At 42.3% G+C, this 13,509-nt stretch carries 10 protein-coding genes; all 10 read right to left on the bottom strand.

All coding sequences use genetic code 11. From position 1 onward, the window contains the following. Positions 1–85: 85 nt before the first annotated feature. Entirely contained in the window at positions 86–1,162 is a 1,077-nt protein-coding gene (locus tag AB7C91_RS11275; RefSeq protein ID WP_428591519.1) for a polysaccharide pyruvyl transferase family protein, read from the bottom strand. A 23-nt stretch (positions 1,163–1,185) separates the two neighbouring features. Next, positions 1,186–2,274 carry a capsular polysaccharide biosynthesis protein Cps4G gene (locus tag AB7C91_RS11280; RefSeq protein ID WP_428591522.1) on the bottom strand — a complete coding sequence of 363 codons (1,089 nt, stop codon included), beginning with the start codon at positions 2,272–2,274 and terminating at the stop codon, positions 1,186–1,188. 11 nt (positions 2,275–2,285) lie between these two features. Next, a complete protein-coding gene (locus AB7C91_RS11285) occupies positions 2,286–3,659 on the bottom strand; it encodes a DUF362 domain-containing protein (RefSeq protein WP_428591525.1) in 1,374 nt (457 codons plus the stop codon). Between the two features lie 2 nt (positions 3,660–3,661). Beyond that, positions 3,662–5,014, bottom strand: a complete 1,353-nt coding sequence (locus AB7C91_RS11290; RefSeq protein WP_428591528.1) for a phenylacetate--CoA ligase family protein — start codon at positions 5,012–5,014, stop codon at positions 3,662–3,664. Then, a complete protein-coding gene (locus tag AB7C91_RS11295) occupies positions 5,015–7,138 on the bottom strand; it encodes a bi-domain-containing oxidoreductase (protein ID WP_428591531.1) in 2,124 nt (707 codons plus the stop codon). Continuing rightward, the gene (gene wecB, locus AB7C91_RS11300; RefSeq protein ID WP_428591534.1) at positions 7,135–8,238 is read right to left on the bottom strand and encodes a non-hydrolyzing UDP-N-acetylglucosamine 2-epimerase; all 1,104 of its coding nucleotides are present in this window, start codon (positions 8,236–8,238) and stop codon (positions 7,135–7,137) included. The genes AB7C91_RS11295 and wecB overlap by 4 nt, the downstream gene beginning before the upstream one ends. Further along, the gene (locus AB7C91_RS11305) at positions 8,235–9,458 is read right to left on the bottom strand and encodes a nucleotide sugar dehydrogenase (RefSeq protein WP_428591537.1); all 1,224 of its coding nucleotides are present in this window, start codon (positions 9,456–9,458) and stop codon (positions 8,235–8,237) included. Before AB7C91_RS11305 ends, wecB begins: the two co-directional genes overlap by 4 nt. A 15-nt stretch (positions 9,459–9,473) precedes the next feature. Then, positions 9,474–11,048 (bottom strand): heparinase II/III domain-containing protein, encoded by a 1,575-nt coding sequence (locus AB7C91_RS11310; RefSeq protein WP_428591540.1) that lies wholly within the window; start codon positions 11,046–11,048, stop codon positions 9,474–9,476. Positions 11,049–11,134: 86 nt separating this feature from the next. Further along, a complete protein-coding gene (locus AB7C91_RS11315; RefSeq protein ID WP_428591543.1) occupies positions 11,135–12,412 on the bottom strand; it encodes a glycosyltransferase family 4 protein in 1,278 nt (425 codons plus the stop codon). Between the two features lie 171 nt (positions 12,413–12,583). After that, positions 12,584–13,240: a sugar transferase gene (locus AB7C91_RS11320; protein WP_428591546.1), complete on the bottom strand. Its 657-nt coding sequence runs from the start codon at positions 13,238–13,240 to the stop codon at positions 12,584–12,586. Positions 13,241–13,509 lie beyond the last annotated feature (269 nt).

The raw sequence follows: 13,509 nt of genomic DNA on the forward strand, positions 1-13,509 counted from the left end.
CCGTTGGAATCCTGCTTTTCATCAATCGGACAGGACTCTCACCGTGTGGTGAGAAAAAAGTTAGGGAATTAGAGTTCAATTTTCATCACACAATTCCATCGTCAAGAGCTTTAGTTAGATACTTCTGTGAAATCTGTCGCATGGCGGCTATTTTCTTTGAAGCATCTGAGTAATCGACTGGCTCCAGCATCCGCGTAATGTCATCCATCGTGTTTACAACACGGTTTGTTAAACCCGCTGTCTCCAATATGTTTTCCAGCCGCAGCGTATTGCTGTGCGGCATGACAACAGCAAACGGCTTCTCATAGATGAGGGAAAACGCCGTGCCGTGAAACGAACTGGTTACTACAAAATCGGCGTTGTCCACTAGTGATAAAAACTCACGAGGGCCTGCGTCACGGCGATATTTGTCATACTTGCATTTTGCAGCGAGTCCACCGATTTGGATTACTTTTTTGTTTAGTTTGCGAGCTATTTCTTTGATGACCTGCGCAATAAGCGGATCAGAGTGAATTATATAAGCCAATATGTAGCCACTTTCTTTGCAATCTACCTGCATTATCCTATAGTGGTTCACATCAAACAAAAAAACAGGATCAAGGACATACTGAACATTCGCCATTCCATGCGCAGTCAATTGAACTACGGACCTGTTTTCACGCAAACTGATCGAACGAAATTTACTGATATTAGTAATCAGCGTTTCTATAACATTTTCGTCTTTTATATATCTGCCAAGGCTAGCTGCATAGGCTATTTTAGCTGATGATTGAGTAAACTCCAAATAATATGCGGGATCCTTGCCGCAGTTATGCTCGCTATTCCACACCTGATCACTGCCTATCAAAAAAATATCGTATTTCATGTTAATATCTTTTAGTTCCTGATAGGTTGTGTAGCGCGAGGTAAGCTTTTCCATGCTGATGAACTCGCTGAATCTACGATTTCGGATCAAAAACTGTGGTAGAAATAGCATGTTTGCCGCAAAACGTTTGATTCTTGACTTGAAATCTGTTGCACCGTTTGAGTAATTGGGACGATAATCCAGAACAGAAACATCGTACCCAAGGTTCTTAACATACGAATATAAAGAGTGTCCTTGAATTACAGAGCCGAAATTGTTATTTTGGCTATGAAGCGTCACGAGCAATACCGTTTTCATTACTGATCCTCTTGTACCATGTTTCAAATATCTAAAAAGCGTGATATTTGCTCATCAAAAGCGGCGTTATCGTTGCTGATACGTGCCAGAAACTCACAACATTTAATATGGAATGCTGACCAATCAATATCCTTGTAATAATTATAAATGCTGTCTTTTTCAGAAGAATCGGACAAATTAACCGCAACTCCAAGCCCATTTCCTACTGCAACTTCTTGCATATATGTGTTGGGGCAAACTAAAATAGGAATTTCAAGTGTAGCTGCGTAATAAAGTTTATTTGAAAGTGCGTAATCCAGCAAAGGTATCCCACTACCATATAAGTTAAGAATCATATCGGTATCGGAATAGAAATTCAGCGTTTGATCCGGCGGAAACCGATCGTGAAGATAGACATTATTTATATTATTTTCCTCACAATGCTGACGTAGCAATTCTGCTCCCGTTCCAATATATTGAATAAAAAAGCGGTCATCATTTGCAAAATAACTGAGTATTATTTTATCCTGTTCAAAAAAACGCACACCACCGATAAATGATAAAACAAGCGGCCTTTCCGTGTTCTTTTCTCTTTGAGCGTTTTTTCTTTCTCGAAAATCTTGTATTTGACCGTCACTTAAATTCGGCGAATTGTGAACAAGTAAATAATTATGTTCCGGTAAAAAACGTTTATATGCAGGTGAAGAAATAACCGTAAGGCCGCAGTTGTCAATTAATTTTTTTTCTGCGTTATAATAGAATCGGTTGTTCTCCATGAAGTAATCGCGGATATCAAGGATGTACCTGCCGGAATATTTATGAAGTAAAATATCCTTTAAAAGGACAGCGACACTAGAAGTAAGCATAATGACAACAGAATAGTCGTTTGCCTGTAAGATATGCCGTGCAAATTTTCGAAACTTCAAATATCCTATAAGCTTATGCCATTTGGGCGAGTTCTCGGACAGTAAGTAGTGAAAGGCTAGGTGATTTGCAGCGCCACAGCTTTCTTGCAAACTGCGTCTATCCCAATATACGATATCATAATCTGCCGTGGTTAGTTGCGTATAATTATGTAAATACGGAATGGCAAATATGTTTTCTAAATGCACGAAGCATAGCTTTCCATTCATCAGTGACTCACCTACTCATTTTCATTAATATTATGCAAAAGCTCAATATTTCCCAACCACCCGAAGTGGGGCTTAAATTGCATAGTATCAGTATAGGTAAAGGCGCCAATCAGTTTTTCCCAGCCTTTATTATTACTGACAATCTCAATTCCTTCTGAATTAATGAAAGTAAGTGGATAAGTCTTGGCAGAATAAGCTTTTTCAATGGTTGGAATTTTACGATAGTCAAAACCCATTAACGTTGCTGCAACAGCATCAACATAAACCGGATTGGCCCCGGCGATCAGAACGCCTGATTTTTTCGGGTCTGGTTCCATCGGTCCTTTTGCTTCACCTCCAATAATTCCGTCTATCAGGGCAAAATACTTACGCTGCGGAGTGTTTTGCATTTTACCGGCTTTATCTGCATAGAGAAGTATCTTGTTGAGGTCTAGCGTCGCGCGCCAGATGGTGTCGTTGCCGTGCCACGAGCCGTTGCGGACAACGTCCGACTGCGGGCTTCCGAGAAATAGACCGGCAATTTTTTTCACCAAAATAAAGGGGTAGTTGATAAGTGGATTTTTTGTTTTCAGCAGCTTCAGAGCCAACCCTTTTAGCGCGCTTTCCCTATCATTTTTCCTCGTTTCATGTTCAAACTTATCTCCACCTGTCTCTGGAGCACCAATGGTGTGATGCGGAATGGAGTTCTTAATTACACATGTTCCTACGAGATTTTTCAGGCAAGCAGTTATTCCCGTAAGCTTGTGTGTTTTCAGCTTGGGGAGATTAATGAATACATCACATTCCAAAATAGTCCTGGATATTACATAAACATTGTCTTTATCATTATGGTATCGCTTCGTCTCATTCATATCGTAGTCCGCACCATAATAGTCCTTGTTCCGCTTTCCGAAAAATTCGCTGTTTTCACCCAGATTCACCTTGACATACCCCTTTGGGTCACCAGGAAGCTTCTTCCTTTTTACGATAATGCCCTGCTTGTAAAACCAGCGTTCCTCGCGCAGATCAAAATAACTGATTTTGACGTTCGTGGTTTTTTGAAGCTCATCCACAAGCTTGGGTAAGCGAACATGTTGCATAATCGCATCCCAATCGGAATCAGTCTGTGGTGCATCAATAATGCAAATTTCACCTTGATTCTTTAGGTTCTTGATGACTCTTTCCAGCACAAGGCGTATCACCTCTGTGTGCGTGATTACATATTCCCATTCGTCTGGCTTGTATAAATGTGATTCCTTGACAAAGTTGGGCTTCAGAATGACCTTATAGCCGGGCTTGATCTGCGAATCAAGCTGCGCAAACAGAAACTCTGCAGCGGCATCCCTAGTTTCATGAAGCGCAGAATAGTCGGGAGCCTGTTTATATACGAATACCTGTTCGTCCATGTTTATCTCCGTATGCTATCAAGTTCCGACACAACAAATCGCAGCTTGCCGGACTTGGTTCTCGGAATTTTCTCAACATGCCTGATTTCAACTTGAATGTCGCCAAGACGGCTCGCAATTTCACCATACAGTTTTTTTTCATCTTCGGCATCATATTTGGCACCAGGCACGATGTTGACGGTCACTGCTCCGATTCGCTTTTGGACAAACTGTGCCTCTTTGATGCTTGTCAAATCCTTGAAAATATGGTCCAGTCGCCCGACTTTCGCTCCGTTTGACAGGATAACGTAATCTTCCTTTCTTCCGTCTAGCGAACTGACAACGCGTCCTGCAGCCGTATACGTTACCGTACAGTCATCACCGGTGGCGTAGCGGAGAAGAGGCATGGCAAAGTTGCACAGGCAGGTGCCGATAATTCTATAACTGGAACTGTCCAAATTCTGTAAAAACTCCACCGCGGCGAAATCCTCATCGACCCGCATCTCATGCCGTATGTCTTCTGAAAAATTTGCGGTCGACTCGCTGAGCCCATAATGCTGATATGGCTGTATGCCAAAGGCGGCTTCTATGTTTTTTTTTTGAGGGGCCAAAAGGTTTTCGGCCCCTGTGGAAACACGTGAAAGAGGCAGCGATAGATCGTTTTCCAGAATGAATTCAGCGAGAATGTTTATTGCGGAAGGATAGCCGTGCAACCATGTAATGTTGTTTTCACGTATGGCCTGGACATATGCAGACAAATTTGACTGCGACATATGATAGGTGCTGAAATACATCTGCCGGCACGGTTTATTCCAACGAAAAAACGGTGGGTTTTCCCATTTTGGGGAGACAACGCTCCGACCGCCGAGGAGGGCACACCAAGTGCCGTACTCTATGCCAAGCGCTCTACGATAGCGCCACCAGACAGCCCACTGCTCGGAGATGGCTTCTTGTGTGGTCTGGAATACAAATCCGCTTCCTGTAGTTCCGCTAGTATGCGTGGTGACAATTTTCTTCCGAGGAATAGCGGTTGAGAGAAAACTGTCCGGATTGGCATTTATGATGTCCTTTGTAAGGATTGGCAGAACTTTTAAATCATCCAACGTCCTGATACTGTCTGGATTGATGCCGCCGTCGTCGAACAGCTTCGTGTAATAGGGGACGGTATCATAGCAGTGATGGACCATCTTCCTCAGCCTTGCGTCCCGGTAGTCGCACAGTTGCTCATATGACCATTCCGCACGGCTCTCATATTCGGCGAGAAAACGCCAAAAGTCATTTCCATATCGTGTCCGCTTGATTCGGCTGCCTTCGTAATGACAAGCAAGATTCTGACCCCATATGGGAAGCCGATTATATATGGTCATCTTGTCCATTTACTTCATCCCCTCGATGATCATCCGGTGGCTCACAAAAGCATCTTCTATGGCATCGTTCTTTGCTTTTCCCGTTATCACCGCCGCAATATGCTTATATTCATCAGCAATGCCTTTGTCCTGCCTGAACTTCATCGTCTTCGTTTTGATATTCCCATATCTGCGCAGGCTGATATAATTATTCAACTCGCAGACTGAGCCGTTAGAGAAAACCCTGAGCTCCTCCTTGGGATATTTTTTAGATCCCATAGATGTATAGACAATGTTTGCCACAGCGCCGGAGACAAAGCGCATCCTGATAAGTGCGTTGTCCTTCTTTGGAAATGCTTTGTTATCAGCATAAGTAATGTTCAGCGACTCCAGCTTACTACCATCGAGAAATTGAATTGTATCAACAAAATGGCAAGCTTCACCGATAATGCGTCCACCACCGATGGCTTCATCCTGCGTCCAGTGGTCGTTGGGTATGAAACCGGCGTTGACAATATAGTCATATACGGCTGGAATCTTATCCGTAGACAGTGTTTCCTTTATTTTATGCACCAGCGGTGCGTAGCGTCGATTCATACCACAGAAAAGCTCGCCACTTGACGCTAGGTATGCTTTTTCGATTCGTTCTAACTCGACCAGCGTCAGGCAAAGTGGCTTCTCGCAATAGACGTGCTTCCCTGTTTCCAGTGCCTCAATAATGAACTTGGCGTGAGTGTTATGATTGGTTGAAACAATTACTAGATCAATTGAATCATCTTTCAGTAATTCGTGATAATCATTGGTAGAATATTCAAAAGGAAAGGATGTATTTGCTTGTGCAGCATTCATACCCCCAGTAGTAGCTAATCCTCTAAAATTATAAAGTTTCGTCTTTTTCAATGCAGGCAACATGGTATTCTTGACAAAATTACCTGCACCAATGAGACCAATATTTAGTATTTCATTTTTTCCTAGTGTATGAGTTTTCTTCTTGAAAGGTTGTCTACCATCAATCCTAGATTTTAGTTTATCAGTATTTGTTGAATATTCTAGCAATACACCGATATAGCGCTCGTTATTACTGTTTGTGGTGATTAGTTCATAAGCAGATGGAGAGTCATTAAAAGGAAAAACGTGCGTTATTAGATCAGTAAAGGAAGCTCGCCCCGTATTGATAAGTCGAACAAATTCCTCAATATTCCGTCCTTCTGTAAAACGTACATATCCAATGGGAAGATCAATTCCTTTCTCCTCATAGTCACTTTGGTACCTGCCAGGACCATAGGAACGCGCAATCTTAAACGTAAGTTCTCTTTCGTAGTATGGTCGGCGATCGATATTCATCTGAGTAACACCGATCATACAGATAATACCTTTATCACGAGTAATTGCAGCTGCTAAATCCATTGGTTGGTTGCTATTAGCTGCAGCAGTGATTATGACTTTATCAACCCCTCTTGACTGAGTAAGGGACATGGTAATATCGCGTGCATTTTCATCATTAGATTTAATGAATGCTTTTAATGGAGTAGAGCCCAGTGTCTTATTAACAACATCATAAGCAATAACATCACATCCATATGCATTAAGAATTCTTGCTGTTATATGACCAAGAAGCCCCAGGCCTACAACTCCAATAGTTTCTCCAGGAATAACCTCAGCTTGATGTATCCCTTCAAGAGCAATTCCACCTAGAGCACAAAATGCATACTGGCGAATATCTTCATCCTCTGTACTGATTCTAGCAATTAGATTCTTGTTTACTCTGTTAATTTCACTATGGTAGGCTTGCCCAACCATAGCAACTCTATCACCTATGGAAATATCAGTAACACCCTTTCCACAAGCTATTACTTTCCCTACACCTGAATAACCCATAGGCATAGGTTCTTTCAAACGATTGAAAGCAGATTCAACAGTATTCACTAAACCATCAGTAGAAACTTTATCAAATACTTTCTTTACTTGATCAGGCCTTTCCATAGCTTTTTGCAAAAGGTTTTTATTTCCAAAAGAGGCAAGACTTCTTTCAGTACCTGCACTTACAACTGAATACTCTGTTTCAACTAATACAAAATTATCTTTCACAGTCGGAGCTGGGGTTTCAATTACCTTAACAGATCCATCATTCACCATCAGAAATAGTTGTTTCATATACGACCTTGATTAATCAAAATATCCGCAATCCTCTCACACGCAAATCCATCACCATAAGGATTACTTGCCTGACTCATCACCTTGTATGCTAGTTCGTCTTCCAATAGTATCTTGAAGTTTCTATAGATAACCTCTTCTGTTGTACCAACAAGCTTTAGCGTTCTTGCTTCTATTCCTTCTGGTCGTTCTGTTGTATCCCTCATAACCAATACAGGCTTTCCAAGAGAAGGTGCTTCTTCTTGGATTCCTCCACTATCGGTAAGAATCATATAAGACCTTGCCAAGAAGTTATGAAAATCCAATACATCAAGAGGTTCGATGATCCTAATCCTATCACAACCACCTAACTCTTCATTTGCTGCTTGTCGTACGGCAGGATTGAAATGAATAGGATAGATTGCTTTCACATCATCATGCTCATCAATGATTCTACGGATTGCCCTGAACATATTGTGCATAGGCTGACCAAGGTTTTCTCTACGATGAGCGGTAATCAGAATTAAACGGCTTCCCTTCGCCCAATCCAATTGAGGATGAGAATAGTCTTTTCTAACAGTAGTCTTCAATGCATCAATTGCAGTATTACCTGTCACATAGATGGAATCTGGATTCTTTCCTTCTTTGAGGAGGTTCTGTCTTGAAAGTTCAGTGGGAGCAAAATTATACCTAGAGATAATGCTTACTGCTTGTCTATTGAACTCTTCTGGATAGGGAGAAAAGATATTGTACGTTCTCAATCCTGCTTCCACATGACCAACAGGAATTTGAAGATAGAAACATGCTAATGCAGTCACAAAGGTGGTTGAGGTATCACCATGAACTAGAACAACATCAGGGGAGACTTCTTCCAAGACTTCCTTAATCTTATTAAGAATGTTCGTAGTGATGTCAAACAGCGTCTGCTTAGGAAGCATGATTGAAAGGTCATAATCAGGAACCACCGAGAAAGCATCCAGGACCTGATCCAACATTTCTCTGTGTTGTCCTGTTACACAAACAATGGTCTTGATTCCCTTTCGTTTCTTTAACTCATTTACCAAAGGACATATCTTGATAGCCTCAGGGCGTGTTCCAAATACAAGCAATACTGTTTTCATAACCGATGGACTCCTGGTAGATTACAGATATTTCTCGTATCAAGAACAATTTTACTTTTAAGCTTGTCCATATTCTCCTTGATCTCGTTATGACCGACCATAATAACGACCATATCGACGGAAGCAAGAAACTCATCAAGCTTATGATGCTGGTTTGGGACCATATCCTTTTCAATATACGGGTCATATACCTGGACAAGCCTACCGGAAAGCGCATCATCCATACGTTCTAACATTTGCAGCGTGGGACTTTCGCGCACATCATCCACGTTTTCTTTGTAAGTGAGGCCATACAATCCGACGCGGCGCACATCAGTCAGCCCCATTTCTTTCATGATTTGACTGATACGGTGGATTACGAAGCGCGGCATCCCGTCATTGATTTTGCGCGCCGCCAGAATAATGTTAGTAAGACCGGGATAGTCACCCACAAGGAACCATGGATCAACCGAGATACAATGCCCACCCACACCGGGGCCAGGAGAGAGAATGTTCACACGGGGATGCATGTTGGCAATACGGATAATCTCATTGACGTCCATATTATCGCTACGGCAGATCTTTGCCAACTCATTTGCAAAGGCAATGTTGATATCGCGATATGTATTTTCCACCACCTTGGTCATTTCGGCAGTCTTGATGTCAGTCACAACAATCTCGCCCTGACAAAAAGAGGCATAAATCGATTTAATTCTTTCCCCCACGGCTCGGTCATCCGCTCCAATAGTGCGGTTGTTGTGGACCAACTCATATACCATATTTCCGGGAATAATGCGTTCTGGCGCATGAACGAGGTTAATGTCTTTACCAGTCGTAAAACCTGCCGCTTTGATTTCCGGCCTTATATACTTGTCTATCGTACCTGGAGAAACGGTCGATTCGATAACAACCGTCGCCCCCTTGGGGCAGGTCTTCAAAACACTCATGACTGCAGCGTTTACATATCTGGGGTCAATCCTTTTGCTGCTTTTATCATAGGGAGTCGGAACGGAAACAATATAAGTATCGGTAGTTTGATAGTCATAGCTGAAACGGATGCCCACCTTGAGCGCGTCCTGGAACAGCTTGTCAAGTCCGTTTTCCTTGAAGGTTGTCTTGCCAGCATTCAGCGTATCAACAAGCTCTTTGTCGTAATCCGTACCAATAACTTCGACACCATGCGATGCGAGCATCAATGCAGTAGGAAGTCCTATGTAACCAAGCCCAATTACGTTAATCATGTGCGTTCCCTTTATTCAAGATACTTTGATAATATAGCCATGCTGCATATCATCAGCTTGCCAGCGGAATTCAATACAGATCCCTTGCGAAAGAGTACCAAATCGAGGCGCATAATTTGTAAGACTACCGGAAGTATGTATGGAATACTCTGCGCCGACCGGCATGATTGTACAAACCTTCTTTGCATCAAAGAGGACTTTAATGCTTGCCTTATCTGTAAAAACCTCATAGTTGTTCGCGATATGCAGGTAACTATGGATTGTAGTAAGAACTTTTGTATTCACCAAATCCAGAACTATCAACTCCCCCTCTGCCAGTGAAATCATTCGCATATGTTTGTCTCCAAGATAGGTGTAATATGAGCCGGTAATCATTTGGTTGTGTTTTTCTGCCTTGACATTGCCGATCCGCCGCGCAACACGGTGTTCACCCCAGCACTCGGACTGCTCTCTTTCTCCGATAGTCAGTGTATTATGCGCTTCTGTGGAGCGGAAATATTTACGTTTACTTCCTTGGTATTGATAGGTTCCCGAATTCACGAATATCGGTTTATTATCAACTGACAACTCAAAACTGAGACAATCACAGTGGCTATGACCGGTCATATATTTTGGACCAATTTCTCCTGCATCGAACATCAGCGAAATGTTGCCATCGTACAGTTTGTAATAGCCACTTGCTGGAAAACTCATTGAGTAATTCGGTGCAATATTGAATAACTCATTTGCCGCCAACAAAAGTGCCCCACCGTCCTTGGCAACTCCATCGCCAGAATCATTGAAAAGTGGGGTTCTCCCCATACCTTTTTCGATAGATGCAAGGGCATCTACCATCCTTTGGATTACCGGCAGTAGCTCCTTATACTGTGACTTTTCCGCCTGCTGCAGCCAATACGCCACGCGGATGTTATCTTCCAGGATGTTCTTGTGATACATGGGGCTCAACTCGAAATGAACGCCATCAGTAAGAATTTCTTCTTTGACTTCACGAAGAAACAACTGTATGTATTTTGTAAACACCCCTGCTTCGCCAAATACCAAGCTCCCCAGCAGAATTGTCTTGAGATTTTCAAAGTAATGATTTCCGAGCTGCCACAACTCTTTGCGCTTCATCAAGGTACGATATTGCGTGTATATATTTCCAACCGCTTTCTCACGGAACTCCACATCGTTTTCAAACGCTTTTCCAAACAAATCAAAGCATATCAACAAATTCGGTATTCGCATGGAAATCGTATAGGGATGCCAACCATCGCCAATACCTGCTGGGTTTGCGGCCATCCATGAACCAAGCAGCTCTTTAAATTTGTCGAAATACTTCCGATCGGTGGTCTGACTGAATCTAGCAGCAAGAGCTATTGCATACTCGAAGTAATGAAGATTAAAACGCCATAGCGGAGATGCTTCGACCTGCCATGTAGTCAAGTCAACAGTGTGAGATTCGTTCAGCAAAGTAATCTCATTTCTCATGATCCAATCCACATTAAAACGGGACAGATATTCCGCATTCAACTCCAACGAGGGGATTACCATGGTGAGATGCAATGGAGTATCATTCGGAGTATTTGTAATTGATACCTTGGATTTCATAACAAGCGGCTTAATAAGTTGTCCGGCAATTTGGACAGGCCGAAGATATTTAATCGTATTGTAATATAGCGCTATTGTGCCAAGCATTACGACCGCGATCCTTTTATGGCAATGCTCTGCATAATCACACTTAGAAGCTTCTTAGATAGCTCTTTGTAATCGAAGTCCTTTGCGCCATCTTTTGTATTTTCGCAGAGCCTTTCATATTGCGCAGGCGGCATTTCCTTGATTTGAAGAATAGCGTCAGCTAATGCTTCAGGCGTATGCTCATCCAGTTCGATGCCACAGTTGTATTTATCAATGATGGAATACCCCATCTTAACGGTGGAGATGACTGGCCTTCCGCTTGCCATGTACTCAAACAGCTTATTTGAGCTGTTGCCCCGCGTCCAGTTGTATTCAGTTTGAGAGTAGTTAAGAAGATTTACAGAAGACCTGCTGAGTATAAAGGGGATATACTTCTTTTCTATAAAACCCTTCATTTTCACATTCATCAACTTCTCATCCACGATTCGTCGGCGAAGGGATTCGGCCTCATTGCCGTCACCGTAAATCAGGAATTCAATGTCTGGGTTACTGCGAAGAATGTAAGCCGTATCGATAATATTGCCAACGTTATTTATTTTACGAATCGCTCCTGTATACACAACACGAAACTTGTTATTATTCAGATCGGCATCATCCAACTTGCAGGTTTTGATCTGTTCGTAATAGGATGAGAGCTCAACTCCGTTATTGATGTAATAGCATTTGTTCAGGTCAATATCACCACCTTGGTCAGTTGTCCATTTATGTTCCTTGAGATAGTCCGTATCGCCCTCCTTTGTAAATATCAATGCATCTCCATGACGGTATATCCAATGCTCACCGGCAGTGAGAAATTTCCCTATTAGGCTGTTTCCCTGGATTCGGGTTGCTAAGAATATAGCTTCAGGCCACAAATCTCGCACCTCACAGATACAGGGGACACGGTAGTGTTTGGCGATTTTAATGCCAGCAATCATTGCCAATGGTTGAGGGCTTGAAGACAAGATTACGTCGGGTTTGCCATGCTCTTTAGCATATTGCTTACTGACAGAGAAAAGGTTGCGATAGAACGCCAACATGTTCTTTACCCGACTTACACCGCCAGACTTTGAGGAAGGGGTTTTTACAAACACAAATGGTGTATCAAACTCGTTGTTTACCAGATATTTTGAATCATCCTGAATAATATTAATATCGGAAAAATGCTGGTAGGAAGCGGCGAAAATCGTTGTACTGATACCTGTATCTGCCAGATGTCGTGCAAAATTATACGGACGGATATGGCCATTCAAGCTTGGAAGTGTCGCATAGTGATGAAATATCCATAGATTCTTCATTATATATTTCGAATACTTTCCCTTGTTTGTATTGGTCGATTTCTTCTTTCAAACACTACATTATCGCCAGAGAAATCTTTCTCTCTCCAGGAACTACCGATCATATCAAGAGTATCTACCCGATACTTCTCTGGCTCCGGTGATGAGTATTCGTTTCATGCTTTTCTTCTCTTACTCATTCCCCGTCCCACCTTCTTTCACCCCTTCTCTTTTGAGAACAGAAACAATGGTACCGAAGAAACAGCGGATATCCATGAGTAGGCTCATTCGCTTTGCGTACTCGCCATCGAGCTTTGCTTTTACTCTAATGGGAAGCTCATCCCTTCCGTTTATCTGAGCCCAACCAGTAAGACCGACTGGAACATCGTTGGCTCCATACTTGTCCCGCTCTTCAATAAGATCATACTGATTCCACAGAGCGGGTCTAGGACCAATGACAGACATCTGGCCAACAAAGATGTTCCAGATCTGGGGAAGTTCGTCTAGGCTGGTTTTCCTTAGGAACTTTCCGACTCGGGTGATGTACTGTTCAGGATCCTTCAATTGATGGGTAGGAATATCCTTTGGAGTATCAATTTTCATGGTCCTAAATTTCAGTATGTTAAAATGTGTTTTATGAATCCCGACTCTTTTCTGCTTGAACAAAACAGGACCTTTGGAATCGATCTTAATCGCTATGACAATAATCAAGAATAATGGAGACAAGATGATTAATGCCAACAAAGAACAAAAAAAATCACCACCGCGCTTAATATGCAAATAAACCATAGATGGAGCTTTATTCTTCTGAATTGTTGATTCTTCAAGTCTCAAGGTTTCATTATCCATATAAGATTACTATCACTTCATAACAATTGCATGGGAAAACAACACATCACTCCCACCTTATGTTCATAAGTTCCCCACCACCTATTTCAGCTCTGTGCCCAAATACTGGTGTGGCTAACCTAATTCAATGTCTACTTCCACCTAGTCTCAATACATCCCGCCCAATATCCCAAAATCCCTCGATTCCTGCATATTTATGCAGCTTTCGACCTCTCAGACCGTATTCCGGTATATTCCTTCCTAGTCCTATTCTTCAAAACGACTAAAGA

The organism is Sphaerochaeta sp. (assembly GCF_050256055.1).
GTDB lineage: Bacteria > Spirochaetota > Spirochaetia > Sphaerochaetales > Sphaerochaetaceae > Sphaerochaeta.